Here is a 19,693-nt window from a genome sequence, read left to right as displayed (position 1 = left end):
CTTAGTTTTGACCTCCTAACTGTGGTGTCTTCTTGTGGAAATCAGTCGTCTGTTCAAAGACATAGGCCGTGTTGTAAATTGTTTGTTCGTCAAAGGCCTTCCCAATGATCTGCAGGCCAACTGGCATCCCGTTCTTGGCAGAGAAGCCTGCTGGGACAGACATTGCTGGCAAGCCGGCCATGTTTACTGGCACGGTCAAGACGTCGTTCATGTACATTGTCTTTGGATCGTCAATTTCCGCACCGATCTTGAAGGCGGTCGTAGCACCGGTAGCCCCAAGAATTACGTCGTGGTCCTTAAAGACGTCCGCAAAGTCTTGCGCGATCAAGCGACGAACCTTGGCAGCCTTGTTAAAGTAAGCATCATAGAAACCAGCAGAAAGGGAGAAGGTCCCTAACATGATCCGCCGCTTAACTTCTTCGCCAAAGCCTTCGGAACGAGAACGAACGTAAACGTCTTCCAGGTTCTTTACGTCCTCAGCCCGGTAACCGTAACGAATTCCGTCGAACCGTTGCAAGTTTGATGAAGCTTCAGATGATGCCAGGATGTAGTAAGCAGCAACCCCGTACTTAGTATGTGGCAAACTTACTTCGTCAATGATTGCGCCAAGAGATTCTAAGTGGTCAAGCGCGTTCTTGATAACGTCGTGAACATCGTCGTTTAAGCCATCGAAGTATTCCTTTGGTACCGCAATCCGCAAGCCCTTCACATTGGTGTTTTCATTTAAGTTAGCAGCCCAGTCTGGTACTTCCTTCAATGAGGACGTCGTATCGTGTTCATCTGTGCCGGCAATCATGGCGGTTAGCAAAGCGTTATCCTTAACGTTTTGGGTCAACCAACCAACCTGGTCAAAACTTGAACCGAAGGCGATGATTCCCCAACGAGATACCCGTCCATAAGTAGGCTTCATGCCGACAACCCCGTTAAATGAAGCGGGCATCCGGATTGAACCACCAGTATCCGTCCCCAGCGCACCGAGAACGTCACCGGCAGCAACTGCCGCTGCAGAACCACCTGAGGATCCACCAGGAACGCGGGTAAGGTCCCATGGGTTGTGGGAAGTAAAGAAGGCGGAGTTTTCTGTCGATGAACCCATCGCAAATTCATCCAGGTTGGTCTTACCAACGTTGATGTAGCCGGCCTTATTCAACCGTTCAACAACGGTCGCATCGTAGACCGGGTTGAAGTTTTCTAACATCTTTGAAGCCGCAGTCGTCGTAAGCCCCTTGGTCAAGATGTTGTCCTTTACAGCCAATGGCACCCCGGCGGCTAAGGAATCAGCAGCAATCCCTTGTTGGTCGAGTTCGGCAGCCCGCTTCATGGCGGCTTCTTCGTTTAAGGTGATGAAGGCCTTGACATCGTCTTCAGTTGCCTTGATGTGGTCAAAGGTTTCCTTTGTCAACTCAGTGGCACTGATCTTCTTATTTACTAAGTCATCATGTAATTGACTTAAGCTTGTTTGGTAAAAGTCCATTATTCGCCATCCTCACTTTCGTCAATAATTGCCGGAACCTTGATGTAGCCACCATCAGTCTCTGGCGCGTTCTTAAGCAAGGCATCGACTTCTTCTTTAGAGCTCTTAACTGCCTTGTCTTCACGCATTACATTTACCCGATCGGTTGCTGATGTCATTGGCTCAACACCATCAGTATCAACCGCTTCGAGGTCTTCAAACATATCAATAATGCTTCCTAATTGAGTGGTAAACTTGCTAAGCTCATCTTCTGGGAATTCAAGCTTCGCAAGTTCAGCAACGTGTTGTACTTGTTGCTCAGTGATTTTACTGGCCATTCTCTCTACCTCTTTTCCAGTAATTTAAATCTACATATACATTTTACAATTTTAGCACAGAACGGGCACGATTTTCACCCATAACCGCCTAAACAACTAAGAGACTCCGGAAAATAAAAATTCCCGCAGTCTCTTAGTTAACCTTAAATATTAGTATGAATCAAAAATATGGGACTGGAAGTTGTCAGAACCAGAATTCCGGAAGACAACCGCCTGAATCTCGGAATCCGATTGAATCTTAATATCAATTGGAATCCCACTAGGTAAGTAGCGCTTAGCCGCCCGGGTAATGTACTGGGTAAAGCTCGTTATCTCAGACTGACTGTAGAATTGCGTCGTTACCGTAATGTGCATCCCCGATAAAGTACCATTTTGGTACTGGGCCTGGGCCGTAACCCCGCTCAGATTAGGGAAGAAACTCTGGATTTGGCTCTTAAAGTTAGAGAAGCTGTCGTTATCATTCTCTGATGGGCTATCCTTCGCTGATGCACTAGCCTTTGGCAAGACCTCATTCTTGTAGTCCAGCTTTGTCCAGTTGCCAACGGTATCACCGTTGTTCTTGCTGTAGGCAAAGAATGTCCCACCGACGAGACTGTCATCCGGTGCCTGCTTATATAGGGCAATCACAATCGGCACGTTCTTTAACGCCGGCTTCTTCCGTAGTCGCGTCAAGATCTTTTGGGCAGCGATTTCCCCTTGCCGCTGAACTTCGCTATCACTAATCTTCTTAGTAAAGCTTGGGCCACCGGTCTTCTTTTGATAATTGTACTCGGAGTTAATCCCAATCCCGATGGTAACCCCCTTTAACTTCATCGAGTTACCACTTTCCTGCATGTAATCCTGCTCTTCAATTTGCTGGATATACTCTGGGTTAGGGTTGCTCTTCTTCCCTTCTGCAGGGTTTAACCCGTGCGGATTATTTTTCGTCTTCCTGCCAAGCCAGCTCTCAACCGTGCTGGTATTGATATATTGCCCTTCTTGGAAAATATAATTCTTGGTTGAGAAAACTTTTTTAGAAACCTGGGTTAAGCCGCTTTCAAAACTCTTAAGGTTATAGCGGTTGTCATTTTGAGAAACATTGACGCCCCGGGCCTTGCTTGTCCGGTAACGGCCATCCTTAATTACCCCTTGGTAAGAGCCATTCCCCGACCCGGTCGTGGAATAGTTCTTCGAAGAGGATTTGCTCCCACATGATGCTAACAATACCGTGGTCATTAGGATTGCCGCACTGAGGGCGATTTTTTTAATCTTTAGCTTCACGATTTATTGTTCCTCCTTCATCGCCTGGCTAAATTGCTGTTCGTCCCACACCGTAATTCCCAAGTCCTGGGCCTTGGTGAGTTTGCTTCCAGCGTCTTCGCCGGCAATGACAATATCTGTTTTCTTTGAAACGCTCCCGGTCACTTTGGCACCATGGTTTTCAAGCCACTCCTTTGCTGCATTCCGGGTCATCGCAACTAGTTTCCCAGTTAACACTACCCGCCGGTTGTTCCATTCGCTAGCGGGGTTGACTGGTGTTTGCGTTCCTTGATAAGCAAAGTTTACCCCGGCATCACGGAGTTCGTCAATCAATTCCGTCACTTGTTGGTTGCTAAAGTAGGTGACAATACTTTCACCAATCGTTGGGCCGATGCCGTCAATTGCTGAAATCTCATCAGCTTCCGCGTGCATCAAGGTATCCAGGTCGCCAAAGTGTTCCATGACAATGCGGGCAGCCTTGGCACCCACGTGGCGAATGCCGAGGCCAAATAATAAGCGCTCGACAGAATTATTACGACTATTATCGATCGATGTCAATAGGTTCGCCGTCGATTTCTCACCAAATTTATCTAAAGTTAATAATTGGTCATGGGTTAGCTGGTATAAGCCGGCAACGTCGTGAATTAATTCCTTATCCCACAGCTGTTTAATGATTTTGGGGCCAAGGCCATCGATGTTCATCGCGTTTCGCGAAGCAAAGTGGGCCAAGCCTTCCTTGATCTGGGCTGGGCACATCGGGTTGATGCACCGCAACGCAACTTCATCATCAAGGTGCACCAGCGTTGATCCACAGACCGGACACGCGGTTGGAATTTCATATTTAACCGCCGTGGCCGGCCGCTTCTTTAAGTCGACCGTTGAAATCTCCGGAATAATATCCCCTGCCTTATGGAGGTAGACCGTATCACCAAGGCGGATGTCTTTTTCCTGCAGGTAATCTGGGTTGTGGAGGGATGCCCGACTAACGGTCGTCCCCGCTAGCTGAACGGGGTCCATAACCGCCGTTGGGGTAACATTCCCCGTCCGGCCCACCGTCCATTCAATCTCGCGGACAATCGTCGCCTGTTCTTCTGGCGGGAACTTGTAAGCAATCTCCCAGCGGGGAACCTTGACAGTATTACCAAGGGCGGTTTCCGTAGCAAGGTCATTTACCTTTTCAACAATCCCGTCAATCCCGTAGGTTAGCTTATCCCGCTGGCCAGTGTATTCAGCAATGTATTGCTCAATCTCTTCCCGGCTGTGGACCACCCGGTTGTGGGGGTTAACGTTAAAGCCGAGTTCCCGCATCCGGTCAAGCGCCGCTGCCTGGGTCTTAACACCGAGCTTCTCATACTCTGGCACGTAGTACATGAAGGTATCAAGCTCCCGCTGTGCGGTTACCTGCGGATCAAGCTGCCGTAAGCTCCCCGCCGCCGCATTACGTGGGTTAGCAAAGACCGGCAACCCCTCGGCCTCGCGCTTAGCATTTAGCTTGGCAAAGGCTTCCTTTGGCATGTAACACTCGCCCCGAAATTCTAACGATAGTGGTTCCGGCAAGGTCTGCGGCACCGACTTAATCGTCCGCACGTTGGCCGTCACGTCTTCACCAATCGTCCCGTTGCCCCGGGTTGAGCCCTGAACAAGCTTACCATTTTCGTATACCAGGGATAGTGAAAGACCGTCAATTTTTAACTCCAGGTTATATTCCGGTTCAACAGTCACATCACGATTATCCTGCTGCCGCTGGTTGAAGTCCATTAACTCATCAATGGAAAAGACATCCCCCATCGACAACATCGGAATCTCATGGCGGACCTTGGTCAATTGACTCTCGGCCGCGCCACCGACCCGCTGCGTTGGGGAATCAGCCGTCTTTAACGCGGGAAAACGGTCTTCTAAAGCAACTAACCGTTGGTAAGCACGGTCATAGACGTAATCCTCAACACTAGGATTATCTTGTTCATAATATTCCTGCCCCCACTTCGTCAGCTGGGTACGCAATGGTTCAATCTCTGCCCTAGCCTGTTCTAAGCTGAGCTTGTCTACTGGAGTTTGCTGTTCGCTCATTTTCTCCGCCTCGCTTTTTATTTAGTAACCTTGGTAATTGGGGCAAAACTGGCAAGGAGCCGCTTAACCCCCTGGCTAGGAAAGGCAATGTCTAATTCCATATCATTTCCGGTTCCGTTAACCTTAACGACTGTTCCTTGGCCCCACTTCTTGTGTTCAACCTTATCACCAGTCTTCCAGCCAACCTTATCGGCACCGGTACCGGTGTTAGTAACCGGCTTAACCCGTTTACCGGCATTGCGGTAAGAATGCTGTTTTTGTTCGCGGTAAGTCGTTGCCGTGGCAGACGTCTTGCCAAATGGCAACTTCTTCTCACTGATGGAATTACCTGAAGGGTCGTTTTCAAACTGTAACAGGTCGCTATCAATTTCTTCGACAAAGCGGGACGGCTGGTTACGTTGAATCCGCCCGTACAGCAAACGGGAGAAGGCATTGGTCAAGTACAGCTTCTTCTTCGCCCGGGTGATCCCCACATAGGCAAGCCGCCGCTCTTCTTCCAGCTCGTCGTCTTCCATTGCTGCCTGGGAAAGTGGGAAGATTCCTTCTTCCATCCCGACTAAAAAGACGACCGGGAATTCCAACCCCTTCGCAGCATGGAGCGTCATCAGGGTAACTGCCGGTGCTTGTTCATCAACATCGTCTTGGTCAGAAACAAGGGCCAAATCCGCTAAGAAATTGGTGATTTTCTGGCGGTTGTCACCATCGTCGTCCTTATGCTGGTCATCGTATTCCTTCGTTACCGACTTGAATTCGTCGAGGTTTTCCCGCCGCGCTTGTGCTTCAAGGCTCTTATCGTCCTGGAGCATCTTATTATAGCCACTTAATTCCAGGATCTGCTCAGTCAGGTCAGTCAGGTTAAGGTAGTCCGCCTGCTTAGTCAGCTTATCCATCAACTGACCAAACTCGTCAATCTTATTCCGTGTCCGGGCAGTGATTTCATTAGCAGTATCAACATTTTGAGCGGCCTGAAGGAGGGACCAGCCATTGTCGTTGGCAAAGTCGCGCAGGTGTTCAACACTGGTCATCCCGATCCCCCGTTTTGGCGTATTAACAACCCGCTCAAAGCTCATTGAATCTGCCGGGTTAACGATTAACGTCAGGTAGGCAAGGATGTCCCGAATTTCACGTCGGTCGTAGAACTTGTGTCCACCGACCATGGTGTACGGAACACTACTCTTGAGAAAGGTTTCTTCGATCATCCGTGACTGGGCATTGGTCCGGTAAAGGACAGCAAAGTCATTGTAATGGTAACCATGCTTGTCGTGTTCTTCCTTGATTTTGGCAACGATGAACTGGGCTTCATCGTGTTCGTTTTGTGCCCGGTAGTAAGAAATCTTCTCCCCCTGGCCGTTTTCGGTCCAGAGGTTCTTCTTCTTCCGGTAAACGTTATTTGCAATCACTTCGTTCGCCGCATTAAGGATTGTCTGGGTTGACCGGTAATTTTGTTCCAGCATGACGGTCTTGGCCTGGGGATAGTCGTGCTCAAAGTTAAGGATATTATTCATGTTCGCGCCCCGCCAGCCGTAAATACTCTGGTCAGCATCCCCGACAACACAGAGGTTCTGGTACTTCTGTGCTAGCAGGTTGACCAAGCGATACTGGGCATCGTTGGTATCCTGGTACTCGTCAACGTGGATGTAGTGGAACTTATCCTGGTAAAACTCCAGGGTCTCTTGGTCGCTTTCTAAGAGCTCAATCGTCTTCATGATTAAGTCATCGAAGTCTAAAGCCTGGTTGGCCTCTAATTCGCGCTGGTAGAGCTCGTAAGCGCGGGCAACCATCTTTTCAAACATTCCCCCGGCTTCCTTCTGGTAGTCGTCAGGAGTCTGGAGGGCGTTTTTCGCATTAGAGATTGCACTGAGAATGCTGCGCGGGTCGAACTTTTTCGTGTCGATATTAAGCTCGGCACAGATCCGCTTCATCAGCGTTCGCTGTTCACTAGTATCAGCGATCGTAAAGGCGCGGTTGTAACCAATCTTTTCAATATCCCGCCGTAAGATACGCACACACAGAGCGTGGAAGGTGGATACCCAGATATCACGGGCACTCTCCCCAAGCAACTTTCCGACCCGCTCCTTCATTTCACGCGCCGCCTTGTTGGTAAAAGTAATCGCTAGAATATTCCACGGCAAGACGCCCTTTTCTTCGATGAGGTAGGCCACCCGGTGCGTCAATACCCGCGTCTTTCCGGAACCTGCCCCAGCCATAACCAGGAGTGGTCCTTCGGTAGTTAAAACTGCCTCAGTTTGCTTATCGTTCATTCCTTCTAATAATGCTTGACCGTTGTTCACGCTGTTCCATCCTCTCTAAAATTTCAATCGGCTAATATTATACCAAATTAAATAGCCAAATGGTGATTTAGCGAACATATGTTACCTAAAAATAATGAGACCAGAAAATAACTTCCTGATCTCACATTAATCACAGTTTATGCTTGGTCTTTCCAAACCTCGGTATCATCAACCTGGTTCTTTAAGGCCGCCAAGTTTTCACTTCCTGTTACCCAGGCAAAGCCGAGGATGGCCTGTTCATCATCCCCAATATCATTGAAGAAACGGAACTGCCAGTTGTTTTTCAGCAACCACTGCCGTTGGATTGCCCGTGACTGATAATTGCGGATCACCATCAGCAAACCGGCTTGCAATGGTTGGACCAGGTGCAACGGCATCCCAACGACACAACGTAATTGTTCCTCGTACTGGTTGACGTTGGCTGTCTTATCGTAAATATTAGCGATTGAGGTCAACCCCGGTTCGATGTTTTTAACGTACAAGGTCCCCGTCGATGTCACGTAAAAGTTGATGGAGAAGACCCCCTTGTATTCAAGGGAGGTTGCAACGCTCTTCACAATCCGTTGGATCTCTTTAAGCATATCCCCCTGGACACTTGCTGGGCTAGCGACCGAAATCAGTTGCCGGCTCTTGTTGTATTGCAGCTGGGCAAGAGGGAAAATTTCGGTATCCTGACCATCAGTTGCAGCCGTCATCGTGTATTCATGCGTGTGGTCAATCCACGACTCCAGCAAGTAGGTCCCTGTATCAATAAAGTCAGCAGCCCGGGTGATGTCGGACTGCCGCTCAATCAGCATCGAGTGTTCACCAATTCCCCGTTGAATTGGTTTTAACAATGCGGGGTAGCCAATTGAGTCAATCGACTGGTAGACATCGTCAAGGCTGACGACAGTCACATAGGGAGCGATATTAATATTAACTTGGTCTAAAAATGCCCGTTCCATCAACCGGTCCTGGACAATTTCCAAGGCGTTGATCCCCTGCGGAATAACGGCATACTGACTAAGAAAATGAAGCACTCGTGAGTCAACATTTGGCGTTTGGTAAATAATTGCGTCACAAGCCTCACCAAACTGGGTTAGCTTTGCCCGGTCATTGAAGGCCCCCACAATTGTAAAATCAGCCATCTTAGTTACTGACGGTTGCGAACGATCAACATAAACACCAACATTAAACCCTGCTTTTTTCGCTGTTGAAATGAGGGCAGCACCATTGCGATTTACACCAATAATTCCTAACGTGCTCCCTGGGTAAATAGCATTTCTGCTCATCTAATCACTCCCCTTATGTTAGTCCTCAACAAAGGTTACTTTGTTATCAGCTAAAGACTTAATTCGTGCTAATGATTCAACACGAATCCCCCGCTCTTTCAACTCCCCAGCACCAGGCTGGAAGCTCTTTTCAATGACAATTCCGGCACCAGCAACCTCAACTCCTGCCTGGTCAGCAATCTCCAGCATCCCTTCAACCGCTTGACCGTTCGCAAGGAAGTCGTCGATCATCAAGACCTTATCAGTTGGTGCGACGTACTTCTTTGAAATTGAAATCCGGTTAGTCGTCTTTTTGGTATACGAGTATACATCCGCCGTATACATATCGTTTTTTAGTGTCAAACTCTTGTGCTTCCGGGCAAAGATTACCGGAACCTTCATCGCTAACCCCGTCATTACTGCCGGTGCAATTCCTGATGACTCCACGGTCCACACCTTCGTAATTCCTTCGTTAGCAAATAACTTGGCAAACTCCTGACCGACATGCAACATCAATTCAGGGTCAACCTGGTGGTTCAAAAAGGCATCGACCTTAAGAACATTTCCTGGCAAAACGGTCCCGTACTGCTTAATTTTTTCTTCTAATTCCTTCATCACTTAGCGCTCCTTAGTTTGACTACTTATCATAATTATATAACTTATAGGTCTTAATTACATTGATTAGCTTATCCGCATAATCTGGGTCGGTCGCATAACCACAATCTTGCAGTGCTCGGGCCGCCTCTTCGTAATTTTTCGCATTGACAACCCGCTCGTAATTTTGGTGGTTAGTGTCGGTCCCATTAAGCATTAACCGGGTATGATCCTTGATCGAATCACTCCAACTGTCGTACACCCGGAAACGGCCCTTAATAACCACCCAGTGCCCATCAACGTGTTCCTTGGTCGTCATAAGCTTGGAATTACTACCAGTCCCCTTAATTCCAAATAGGTTATGGTATTCTGAAGCTAACTGACTCCGCCCCCACTGCGATTCAAGTATTGCTTGGGCAATCGTAATTGAGGCATACACGTGATAAGTATTTTGCATCGCCTGCGCTTCTGGAGCAACTTGCTGGATAAAGAGCTCCTTTGCTCGCCGCTCATTTTCAATCCGTTCTTGCTCGATCCGCTGTTGGTTCCAAATGCGGTAAAAGTGGTGGCCGGCATAGACCCCTAAAAAGATAACAATAACTGCTAAAATGCCAATAATCCAATTTCTGACAGTATGACGCTTTTGACTTCTCCGCTTCCGCTTTGCCACAGGCACATCCTCCTTTGTTCTACTAATTAACCATTTTAGCAAACTCCAACAGTTTTTGGTTAATTTATCGTTAGATTTTTTATTTCGCCAGCAAAATTTAAAAATAAAAAAAGTACCAGCAAAAACTGATACTTTTCTGGAAGCGATAATCGAATATTAACGCTTACTAAATTGAGCAGCCTTACGAGCTTTCTTAAGACCTGGCTTACGACGTTCCTTCATACGAGGGTCACGAGTTAAGAGGCCAGCCTTCTTCAAAGCGTCACGGAAGTCTGGATCAACGGCGAGAAGTGCACGGGCGATACCGTGACGAACTGCACCGGCTTGACCAGAGAATCCACCACCATTAACGTTAGCTAAAACATCGTATTGACCGTCAGTCTTAGTAACGTTAAATGGTTGGTTAACGATGGCACGTAAGTTGGCAAATGGAATGTAGTCTTCAATTGCCTTGCCGTTCATTGTAACTTTACCTGAACCTGGTACTAAGCGAACACGTGCGGTTGCATCCTTACGCCGACCAGTACCACTGTATTGTACTTGTTGAGCCAATTCCATTCCCTCCTTAGATTAAGTTAGTAATGTCTAAAACTTCTGGGTTTTGTGCTGCATGCTTGTGGTCTGCTCCAGCGTAAACATGTAACTTCAAACCTTGCTTGCGACCAAGGGAGTTGTGTGGAAGCATACCCTTAATAGCTGTTTCCAATAACTTCTCTGGTTCCTTTGCACGGAAGTCACCGGCAGTCCGTTGCTTCAAACCACCAGGGTAGTTTGAGTGACGGTAGTACATCTTTTGTGATGCCTTCTTACCAGTTAACTTAACTTGCGCAGCGTTGATAACGATAACGTAGTCACCAGTATCAACGTGTGGAGTAAATGTAGGCTTGTTCTTACCACGCAAAATTGATGCGACAGCAGATGCAAGACGACCCATTGGGACATCCTTAGCATCTACAACGTACCACTTGCGATCAACTTCACCAGGTTTTGCGATGTATGTCGTTCTCACGATTAAGTCCTCCAATTTTGTTTTTCTTTTACATATAATAGTGTACCGAGTTATTAGATGGAAAAGAAATACCATTGGCTAGTATACCTTCTTCTTGCCTCGGCGTCAATCCTTTTCATCATTTGTTCCATAATCAACACTAACTAAATATAAGCCACTTGCTGGAGCCGTCATCCGCGCAAGGGTCCGGTCCTTTGCCGCAAGCACCCGCGAAACGTCGTCTACCGGCCGTTGCCCACTCCCAATTTCCAGCAAAAAGGCAACCATTATCCGAACCTGGTTGTACAAAAAACCATTCCCGGTAAAATCAAAGACAACCTCATTGCGAAGCTCATCCCGGTTAATCGAAATTTTTTCGACAGTCCGGACGTTGCTTTTTGCCTGACTTCCCGAAGCAACAAAACTTGTAAAGTCATGGGTCCCTTCGATGTCTTTTGCTGCCTGTCGCATTTTTGCCAAGTCAAGCGGATATTTGAAGTGGGAAGTATAGTTGCGCTTGAAGGGGTCGACAAACTCTCCCTGGTCAACCCGGTAGCGATAGGTCTTCCGATGGGCGCTATAACGAGCATGAAAGGAGTCATCAACTAACTCTGCCTTCTTGATTAAAATATCCAATGGCAGGATACTGTTTAACGCTTTTCGCATCGATTCATTGCTGAGATGGTAGGGAATATCAAAATGCGCCACCTGGTTTAATGCATGAACCCCGGCATCCGTCCTTCCAGATCCGATGACCGGAATCGCTGGGGTCGGGTGCTTAGCGATTTTATTCACTGCATTTTTGAGGGTTTGCTCAACCGTCCGCTTGTGGGGCTGAATTTGAAAACCGGAAAAATTAGTCCCATCGTAAGCAAATGTTATTTTATAACGATACACCAAAGTTCGTCCTTTCTAGAAAAAAATTCTGAGAATAAATAAAATCACAACGACTAAGCTGGACCAAACTGCCGCCCAGTTGTCAACCTGATGCCAGATTAGCTGCCGGTAGTGGGTACGGGGAGCATTCGGGTCATAGCCCCGTGCTTCCATCGCAGTTGCCAATTCCTCTGCCCGCTTAAATGAGTTTACAAATAAGGGGATCAGGATCGGCACAAGGTGGTGAACCCGGGTGATGATATTCCCCTGGTTAAAGTTCATCCCCCGTGCCCGCTGTGCCTTCATAATTTTCCCAGTCTCGTCCATTATCGTCGGCACAAAGCGAAGAGCAATCGACAACATCAAGGTAATCTGGTTAACCGGGACCTTGATTAAGGCTAATGGTTTCATCATCCATGATAGCCCATCAGCAATCTGAATCGTCTGGGTAGTAACCGTCAACACCGTCGAAGCGACAATGATTACCACAAAGCGATAAAGGATGATCAATGAATTAATCAGGCCGTCATGGGTGACCGACATGATCCCCCACCGCCAATAAACGGTCCCACCACTACTGAAAAAGATCTGAAAGACCACTGTAATTAAAATGATCCAAAATAGTGGTTTTAAGCCTTGCCAGTACAACTTTACGCTGACCTTACTTAACTTAATAGCTAGCAGTAATGAAAGCGCCAGCCACGCCCCGGTGATTAGGTTGTTAACGAAGAAAACAAGGACGACAAAGCCGATACACATCATTAACTTCATTCGTGGATCTAACCGGTGCAGAACCGAATTTGTTGGAATGTAACTACCAAATACAATCTTATTATTCATCCGTCTTACCCCTCATTGCCATTGCTAGCTGGTCAGCCAGGGCTGCCATCGTCAAGGGCTCATTGTCCTGCAAGTGAATGCCATCGTGCTTGAGCGAGTGCGCCACTGCGACTGGGATAGGCAGCGACAAGGAAAAGGCTGCTAACTGCTCACCATTATTGAATAATTTTTTCGGCGTCGTATTAGCAATAATTTTCCCGTGGTCCATTACCAGCACCCGACCAGCATGTTCAGCAACCTGTTCCATCTGGTGCGTTACCATGATGACCGTTGTCCCTTGCTGATTTACCTGGTCAACTAGTTTCAATAAGTCGTTGGTCGCCTGGTTATCGAGCCCGGCCGTTGGCTCATCAAGGATTAAAATTGCGGGCTTGGTTGCAAGTACCCCAGCGATCGCAACCCGCCGCATCTGCCCACCAGATAAGGCAAACGGTGAATGAGTCTTAAACTCTTGCGGTAGGTTGACTAGTTGCAATGCCTCATCAACACTTGCCGTAATCTTTTCTTCTGACCAGCCAAGATTCCGCGGCCCAAAGGCAATATCATCGGCAACAGTTTCCGCGAAGAGTTGCTGCTCCGGAAACTGAAAGACAAAGCCGACATGGTGATGAATCGAGCTTAACTGGGCCTGCTTAGTTGTCGGCGTGATCTCTACACCGGTAACATTAAGGCGACCGGCCGTTGGCTGTAGGAGGCCATCAATCAGCGAAACCAGGGTCGATTTCCCACTGCCTGTCTTCCCAATGACCGCGACAAACTCCCCCTGATTGATCGTTAAATTAGCGTCAATCAAAGCTTCTTTTTTAGTATTAGGATAATGGTAATGTAAGCCATCTATTGTAATTGCTGGGTCAGCCACTGCTTTATCTCCTCTAAGCTAAAATAATTATCAGGGACATTGATGCCCCGTTGCGCTAAAAGTTGCTTTAATTGTTGGCCAGCTGGTAAGCCGACACCAATTTTATCTAAAAGCGCCCCGTCCTTAAGTACTTCCTTAGTTGGGCCCTGCTTTGCTACCCGTGCTTCGTCAAGGATAATCGTCTCATCAGCAAGCTCTATCTCATTGATATCGTGAGTAATTGAAATGATTGAAATATTTTGCTTACTCCTTAATTCGGTTAGTAAGCTTAAAATTTCCTGCCGTGCTAAGGGGTCCAGCATACTGGTCGCCTCATCAAGGATGATCACCTGCGGCATTAACGATAGTACTCCTGCTAAGGCCACCCGCTGCTTCTGTCCACCGGAAAGGTTAACCGGTTCGGCATCCTGGTAGTCCAGCATGCCGACCATTTCTAGGGAGTGGTGAATTCGCTTCTTCATCTCTGCTGGTGGCACTCGCCGGTTTTCCAGTCCAAATGCGACGTCATCAGCAACCGTTGCGCCAACAAATTGGTTTTCTGGATTTTGAAAGACAAACCCAATCTGCTGGTGGATTAACCCCAGGGAGTTTTCATCCACATTAATGCCGTTAACCTCAATGGTTCCTTTATCAGGGATCAACAGGCCATCGATTAACCGTACCAAGGTACTCTTCCCACTCCCGTTATGGCCAATAATTGCTGTCCATGAAGCAGGCGCGATATCAATATTGATATCCTTTAGCACCGGTCTTTCCTGATTAGGATAGGTGAATGTTAAGTTGTTAACTCTTATGCCAGCCAATATGAACCCTCTCTTTTATTCTTAATATGTATATTTTAGCAAAGTATCAGGAATAATGTGGGAATTTAAAATAAAAAATCACTTACCACTGCAGCGCGTGAGGGTTTCTCACATTCGAGCTAGACTAGGGATATACCCACCATCGTAACGCTCTATACTATCAATGATAGTGATTCTTTATTACGTATTTAAATATGTTTGAACACTTAAATTAGTCCACTAATTCAAGAATAACCATTGGTGCGCCGTCACCACGACGAGGCATGGTCTTCAAGATGCGTGTGTAACCACCGTTACGATCTGCATACTTTGGTGCAAGTTCTTCAAAGAGGTTTTGAAGAGCAGATTGTACACGAATGTTGTCGCCATCTTCCTTAACATCAGCAACAACATTGCGCATAAAGGCAGCAGCCTTACGACGAGAAGCTAAGTCACCATGCTTAGCAAGAGTAATCATCTTGTCAGCAGTCTTGCGAACTTCTTTTGCGCGTGCTTCAGTGGTAGTAATCCGACCATTAACGATTAAATCAGTAGTTAAATCACGTAATAAAGCCTTACGTTGTGAACTTGTACGTCCTAATTTACGGTAACTCATAAAGTGGTTCCCTCCTTTGCAATTGGTATATCAATTAGTCGTCTTGGCGAAATGAAACACCAAGATCATTCAACTTAAGTTTAATTTCTTCTAACGACTTTTGTCCTAAGTTGCGAACTTTCATCATATCAGACACTGTTCTGTCTGTTAATTCCTTAACAGTGTTAATGCCAGCCCGCTTCAAACAGTTGTAAGAACGAACAGAAAGATCAAGCTCTTCGATAGTCATCTCAAGCATCTTTTCCTTGTGCGTTTCTTCCTTTTCAACCATTACTTGCGCATTTTGTGCTGTTTCTGTTAAGTCAACAAACATTGCCAAGTGTTCAGTTAAAATCTTCGCACCCAGACTAACTGCTTCAGTTGGTGTTAATGAACCATCAGTCCAAACATCCAGCGTCAACTTATCATAGTCATTACGCTGACCAACCCGGGCGTTTTCAACAGTGTAATTTACACGTTCGATTGGGGTATAGATGGAATCAATCGGCAAAACACCAATTGCAAGATCATCCATCCGGGCCTTATTATCGTTAGCAGAAAGGTAACCGCGACCCTTATCAGCAGTTAACTTGATGTGTAATTCTGCCCCATCAGCAACAGTTGCAATATGCAGATCAGGGTTTAAGATAGCTACTTCGTTGTCACCCTGGATATCACTTGCAGTTACATCTGCAGGTCCCTTAACATCTAATTCGAGGTCCTTTTGATCTTCAGAATCAATCTTTAAGGAAACCTTCTTTAGATTTAAGATAATCTGCGTAACATCCTCAGTTACACCTTCAACAGTGCTAAACTCATGTAAAACACCATCAATTTGCATACTAGTAATTGCCGCACCAGGTAATGAAGCAATTAGTACACGTCTTAACGAGTTACCGAGAGTGGTTCCGTAACCGCGCTCAAGTGGTTCTACGACAAACTTGCCGTAGTTATCTGTCTCTTCAACTTTGTGAATGTTTGGCTTTTCAAATTCGATCATTCTATCCTTGTACCCCTTTCAAAACGTGGTTCGTATTTGAGACGAAAAGGCAATTGATGGAAATGTTGTCTCCAGCAATGTCAATTAAACACGACGACGCTTTGGAGGACGAGAACCATTGTGAGGAACAGGTGTTACATCACGAATAGCAGTAACTTCCAAACCAGTTGCTTGAAGTGCACGGATAGCAGCTTCACGACCTGAACCTGGACCCTTAACTTCAACTTCAACAGTCTTCATACCATGTTCCATAGCTTGCTTAGCAGCAGCTTCAGATGCCATTTGAGCAGCAAATGGAGTGGACTTCCGACTTCCCTTAAAGCCTAAAACACCAGCTGATGACCATGCGACAGCGTTACCTTGAACGTCGGTAATCATGATCAAAGTGTTGTTAAATGTTGAGTGAATGTGCGCAACACCAGTTTCAACATTCTTTTTTGCACGACGCTTACGCGTACCCTTTTTGGTTGCCATATCTAGTACTAACCTCCTTTTTTATTAAAGTATAATTACTTCTTCTTGTTTGCGATCGCTACGGCTTTACCCTTCCGCGTACGAGCGTTGTTCTTGGTATGTTGACCACGAACAGGTAAACCACGACGGTGACGCATTCCACGGTATGAACCAATTTCTTGGAGCCGCTTGATGTTCATTGAAACTTCACGACGCAAGTCACCTTCCACTTGGATTTGGTCAACTTGTGCACGAATCTTTTCTTCTTGGTCCGGAGTTAAATCACGAACACGAATGTCTTCTGATACACCGGCATTTTCAAGAATCTTCTTAGCAGTAGAATCACCAATACCGAAAATATATGTTAAGCCGATTACGATTCGCTTGTCACGAGGTAAATCGACACCTGCAATACGAGCCATGGGCTACACCTCCATTCTTATTTATTTTTATTACTTACCTTGGCGTTGCTTGTGCTTAGGGTTAGCAGAGCAAATAACCATAACACGTCCGTGACGCTTAACGATCTTGCAGTGCTCGCACATCCGCTTTACAGATGGTCTTACTTTCATTGTATAAATCCTCCTAAAGAGTAATTGATCAATAACTACTTAAACCGGAAAGTAATCCGACCCTTTGTAAGGTCGTATGGTGACATCTCAACCTTAACACGGTCACCAGGTAAGATCTTAATGTAGTGCATCCGGATCTTACCGGAGACATGTGCTAAAATCTCCGCGCCATTTTCCAATTCAACTTTAAACATTGCGTTAGGTAAAGTTTCAGTAACCTTACCTTCGACTTCGATAACATCGGCTTTTGCCACGAAATAGTACCTCCTCGCCTAATCAAGAATTACGTAAAAATGGTGGAAAGTATAGTACTTCCCACTACTTCAGATAGATAAACCTTGCATAGTTTAGCATAAGATCAAAAACTTCGCAAGCTTTAAATACCATCTAGTTTAGGCTAGTCAATACTTTCTTGACATCGTCATAAACCTTGGCGATATCTTGTTCACCATTAATTTCGTGCAATACGCCTTGCTTTTGGTAATAGTCTACCAGTGGGGTGTTCAACTTAATATTAACATCTAGACGATTCTTAACCGTTTCAGGCTTGTCATCATCACGTTGATAAAATTCATGGTGACCACAAACATCACATGTGCCTTCCACCTTAGGGGCATTGTAAATCTTGTGATACGTTGCTCCACAGTTACGGCAAATAAAACGTCCACTTAAACGCTCTACCAATACGTCCGGTTTAACATGAATATTGATCACAGCATCAAGCTGCCGATCACTCTCAGCTAACATCTTATCCAAAGCAGCTGCTTGGTTAAGATTACGAGGGAAACCATCAAGCATAAAGCCATTCTTGGTATCATCTTGAGCTAACCGTTCTTTAACGATACCATTAGTAACTTCATCAGGAACAAGTTCACCTTTATCAATATATTTCTTAGCTTCTACTCCCATTGGCGTCTCATTTTTCATGGCCGCCCGGAAGATATCCCCAGTTGAAATGTGAGGAATTGCAAAGTCTTCAACGATCTTTTGAGCTTGAGTCCCTTTACCGGCACCTGGCAAACCCATTAATACAAGGTTCATACTCATTAGTCTTGTCCTCCTTTTGGTTCACGAATAAATCCAATATATTCACGCTTCATTGTTAGTCCATTTAATTGCCGAACAACGTCTAATGCAATTTGAACAATGATCAGCAAGCTAGTACCACCTAACCCAATTGATTGGCTTAAGTTCCAGACATTACTTGCAATTAACGGAATCAGAGAAATCAACCCTAAGAAGAGTGAACCAACAGTACTTAACCGCATTAACAATGAAGAAACATAGTCTTGTGTGCCCTTCCCAGGACGAACACCGGAAATATAGGAGCCTTGCTTTTGTAAATTCTCAGCAAGCTTTTCCGGGTTAACCTGAACGAAGGCATAGAAAAAGGTAAATACAACAATCAAAAATACATACAGTGCGATTCCTGGACCAGATTGCATGTTAAAGATGGTCGTCATGATTTGATACCAACTATCCCCACCATGGTTTTGTTGAAAGGCCATTAAAATCGTCTGCGGTGTTGAAATAAATGAACCCGCGAAGATAACAGGGATAACACCTGATACGTTAATCTTCAGGGGAAGATAACTACTTGCTGGTGAAGTGGTTGTCCGCCGCGTGTACTGGATTTGCAACCGCCGTTCGGCCTGTTGAACCCATGTAACAAACGCAACGATAATCAAAATTGCAATTACCACAACTGCAACAAAACCAATTCCAGTCCATAATGCTGAACCGGCTTCACCGGCGATTTGGTCGTCCCATAATTGACGAATACCACCTGGCATCTGCGCAACAATCCCGGCAAAGATTAACATGGAAACACCATTACCCAGACCACGCTCGGTAATCATATCCCCCATCCAGGTAGCAAACATTGTACCTGCTGTTAAAATCAACCCAATTGTTAAGTAGGTTTGAACACCAGGATGGTTAACCAAACGAATTGTACTTAATGCATTAAACCCGGCGGTAATACCGATTGACTGGATAAAGCCAAGAACAATCGTTAACCATCGGGTCGCTTGATTAAGTTTTCGCCGTCCTACTTCCCCTTGCTTACTCCATTCAACAAAACGCGGGACAATGTCCATTTGTAATAGTTGAACAACAATTTGGGCAGTAATATATGGAGAAACACCCATTGCAAACAATGAATAGTTCTCCAGTCCACCACCACTAAAGGTATTGAGGATCGATGCTAAACCGGTCGAGGAGATCTCCTGCAAAGCAGCAGCGTTAACTCCAGGAACGGTGATCGCTGCCCCAATCCGATAGACAATCAATACAAACAATGTAAAGAAAATCTTTTTACGGATATCTTTTACTTTGAATGCATTTTTGACGGCTGTGAACAAACTACATCACCTCAGTTTTACCACCGGCAGCTTCAATTGCAGAAACTGCAGAAGCAGAAAACTTATTAGCCTTAACAGTTAACTTCTTCTCGAGCTTACCGCTACCAAGAACCTTGATACCACTCTTCATGTTCTTTACTAAGCCGCTTTCAACCAATAATTGTGGAGTAACTTCAGTACCATCATCAAACTTGTTCAATGCAGTCAAGTTAACGATAGCGTATTCCTTACGGTTGATGTTAGTAAATCCACGCTTTGGAATTTGACGGTAAAGTGGCATTTGGCCCCCTTCAAATCCTAAACGGGTCTTTCCATGAGCCTTTTGACCCTTGGTACCACGTCCTGATGTAAAACCATGACCAGATGAAAGGCCACGACCCTTACGAAGACGCTTTGAACGAGAACCAGCAGCTGGCTTCATTTCGTTTAACTTCATTTGGTAGGCACCTCCTTATTATTTAAT

At 46.0% G+C, this 19,693-nt stretch carries 23 protein-coding genes; all 23 read right to left on the bottom strand.

Annotated elements, in window-relative coordinates:
- Nucleotide 1 precedes the first annotated feature (1 nt).
- A complete protein-coding gene (gene gatA / locus CZ502_RS03035) occupies nucleotides 2–1,474 on the bottom strand; it encodes an Asp-tRNA(Asn)/Glu-tRNA(Gln) amidotransferase subunit GatA (protein WP_076459625.1) in 1,473 nt (490 codons plus the stop codon).
- Entirely contained in the window at nucleotides 1,474–1,791 is a 318-nt protein-coding gene (gene gatC, locus CZ502_RS03030; protein WP_076459624.1) for an Asp-tRNA(Asn)/Glu-tRNA(Gln) amidotransferase subunit GatC, read from the bottom strand. Before gatC ends, gatA begins: the two co-directional genes overlap by 1 nt.
- 150 nt (nucleotides 1,792–1,941) lie before the next feature.
- Nucleotides 1,942–3,051 (bottom strand): CamS family sex pheromone protein, encoded by a 1,110-nt coding sequence (locus CZ502_RS03025; RefSeq protein WP_076459623.1) that lies wholly within the window; start codon nucleotides 3,049–3,051, stop codon nucleotides 1,942–1,944.
- A gap of 3 nt (nucleotides 3,052–3,054) precedes the next feature.
- Nucleotides 3,055–5,097, bottom strand: coding sequence for an NAD-dependent DNA ligase LigA (ligA, locus tag CZ502_RS03020; RefSeq protein ID WP_076459622.1), 2,043 nt, complete (start codon nucleotides 5,095–5,097; stop codon nucleotides 3,055–3,057).
- A 17-nt stretch (nucleotides 5,098–5,114) separates the two neighbouring features.
- Nucleotides 5,115–7,388: a DNA helicase PcrA gene (gene pcrA, locus CZ502_RS03015; protein ID WP_076459621.1), complete on the bottom strand. Its 2,274-nt coding sequence runs from the start codon at nucleotides 7,386–7,388 to the stop codon at nucleotides 5,115–5,117.
- 137 nt (nucleotides 7,389–7,525) lie between these two features.
- Nucleotides 7,526–8,659: an ATP-grasp domain-containing protein gene (locus CZ502_RS03010; protein ID WP_076459620.1), complete on the bottom strand. Its 1,134-nt coding sequence runs from the start codon at nucleotides 8,657–8,659 to the stop codon at nucleotides 7,526–7,528.
- 18 nt (nucleotides 8,660–8,677) lie between these two features.
- On the bottom strand, nucleotides 8,678–9,253 hold the full coding sequence (locus CZ502_RS03005) for a xanthine phosphoribosyltransferase (protein WP_076459619.1): 576 nt from the start codon (nucleotides 9,251–9,253) through the stop codon (nucleotides 8,678–8,680).
- Nucleotides 9,254–9,275: 22 nt separating this feature from the next.
- Nucleotides 9,276–9,902, bottom strand: a complete 627-nt coding sequence (locus tag CZ502_RS03000; RefSeq protein WP_076459618.1) for a glycoside hydrolase family 73 protein — start codon at nucleotides 9,900–9,902, stop codon at nucleotides 9,276–9,278.
- A 156-nt stretch (nucleotides 9,903–10,058) separates the two neighbouring features.
- Nucleotides 10,059–10,460, bottom strand: a complete 402-nt coding sequence (gene rpsI, locus CZ502_RS02995; RefSeq protein ID WP_076459617.1) for a 30S ribosomal protein S9 — start codon at nucleotides 10,458–10,460, stop codon at nucleotides 10,059–10,061.
- Between the two features lie 7 nt (nucleotides 10,461–10,467).
- Nucleotides 10,468–10,911: a 50S ribosomal protein L13 gene (gene rplM / locus CZ502_RS02990; RefSeq protein WP_076459616.1), complete on the bottom strand. Its 444-nt coding sequence runs from the start codon at nucleotides 10,909–10,911 to the stop codon at nucleotides 10,468–10,470.
- A 105-nt stretch (nucleotides 10,912–11,016) separates the two neighbouring features.
- Nucleotides 11,017–11,787, bottom strand: a complete 771-nt coding sequence (truA, locus tag CZ502_RS02985) for a tRNA pseudouridine(38-40) synthase TruA (RefSeq protein WP_076459615.1) — start codon at nucleotides 11,785–11,787, stop codon at nucleotides 11,017–11,019.
- Between the two features lie 15 nt (nucleotides 11,788–11,802).
- The gene (locus CZ502_RS02980; RefSeq protein ID WP_076459614.1) at nucleotides 11,803–12,606 is read right to left on the bottom strand and encodes an energy-coupling factor transporter transmembrane component T family protein; all 804 of its coding nucleotides are present in this window, start codon (nucleotides 12,604–12,606) and stop codon (nucleotides 11,803–11,805) included.
- Nucleotides 12,599–13,465 (bottom strand): energy-coupling factor transporter ATPase, encoded by an 867-nt coding sequence (locus tag CZ502_RS02975; protein ID WP_076459613.1) that lies wholly within the window; start codon nucleotides 13,463–13,465, stop codon nucleotides 12,599–12,601. The genes CZ502_RS02980 and CZ502_RS02975 overlap by 8 nt, the downstream gene beginning before the upstream one ends.
- Nucleotides 13,441–14,268, bottom strand: a complete 828-nt coding sequence (locus tag CZ502_RS02970; protein ID WP_076459612.1) for an energy-coupling factor transporter ATPase — start codon at nucleotides 14,266–14,268, stop codon at nucleotides 13,441–13,443. The genes CZ502_RS02975 and CZ502_RS02970 overlap by 25 nt, the downstream gene beginning before the upstream one ends.
- 211 nt (nucleotides 14,269–14,479) lie before the next feature.
- Nucleotides 14,480–14,863, bottom strand: a complete 384-nt coding sequence (gene rplQ / locus CZ502_RS02965) for a 50S ribosomal protein L17 (RefSeq protein ID WP_076459611.1) — start codon at nucleotides 14,861–14,863, stop codon at nucleotides 14,480–14,482.
- 34 nt (nucleotides 14,864–14,897) lie between these two features.
- Entirely contained in the window at nucleotides 14,898–15,842 is a 945-nt protein-coding gene (locus tag CZ502_RS02960; protein WP_076459610.1) for a DNA-directed RNA polymerase subunit alpha, read from the bottom strand.
- An 84-nt stretch (nucleotides 15,843–15,926) separates the two neighbouring features.
- A complete protein-coding gene (gene rpsK / locus CZ502_RS02955) occupies nucleotides 15,927–16,316 on the bottom strand; it encodes a 30S ribosomal protein S11 (protein ID WP_003664532.1) in 390 nt (129 codons plus the stop codon).
- Between the two features lie 35 nt (nucleotides 16,317–16,351).
- Nucleotides 16,352–16,717 carry a 30S ribosomal protein S13 gene (rpsM, locus tag CZ502_RS02950; protein ID WP_003668778.1) on the bottom strand — a complete coding sequence of 122 codons (366 nt, stop codon included), beginning with the start codon at nucleotides 16,715–16,717 and terminating at the stop codon, nucleotides 16,352–16,354.
- Between the two features lie 30 nt (nucleotides 16,718–16,747).
- Nucleotides 16,748–16,867: a 50S ribosomal protein L36 gene (rpmJ, locus tag CZ502_RS02945; protein WP_003714521.1), complete on the bottom strand. Its 120-nt coding sequence runs from the start codon at nucleotides 16,865–16,867 to the stop codon at nucleotides 16,748–16,750.
- 35 nt (nucleotides 16,868–16,902) lie between these two features.
- On the bottom strand, nucleotides 16,903–17,121 hold the full coding sequence (gene infA / locus CZ502_RS02940) for a translation initiation factor IF-1 (protein WP_003664537.1): 219 nt from the start codon (nucleotides 17,119–17,121) through the stop codon (nucleotides 16,903–16,905).
- 133 nt (nucleotides 17,122–17,254) lie between these two features.
- Entirely contained in the window at nucleotides 17,255–17,908 is a 654-nt protein-coding gene (locus CZ502_RS02935; RefSeq protein WP_303645091.1) for an adenylate kinase, read from the bottom strand.
- Between the two features lie 5 nt (nucleotides 17,909–17,913).
- Nucleotides 17,914–19,230 (bottom strand): preprotein translocase subunit SecY, encoded by a 1,317-nt coding sequence (secY, locus tag CZ502_RS02930; RefSeq protein ID WP_076459608.1) that lies wholly within the window; start codon nucleotides 19,228–19,230, stop codon nucleotides 17,914–17,916.
- A 1-nt stretch (nucleotide 19,231) separates the two neighbouring features.
- On the bottom strand, nucleotides 19,232–19,666 hold the full coding sequence (gene rplO / locus CZ502_RS02925; RefSeq protein ID WP_076459607.1) for a 50S ribosomal protein L15: 435 nt from the start codon (nucleotides 19,664–19,666) through the stop codon (nucleotides 19,232–19,234).
- Nucleotides 19,667–19,693 lie beyond the last annotated feature (27 nt).

It is taken from the genome of Limosilactobacillus caccae (genome assembly GCF_900156885.1).
GTDB classification, from domain to species: Bacteria; Bacillota; Bacilli; order Lactobacillales; family Lactobacillaceae; genus Limosilactobacillus; species Limosilactobacillus caccae.
Note: the sequence above shows the minus strand (reverse complement) of the source record. Positions and strands in the feature narration are given on the sequence as shown.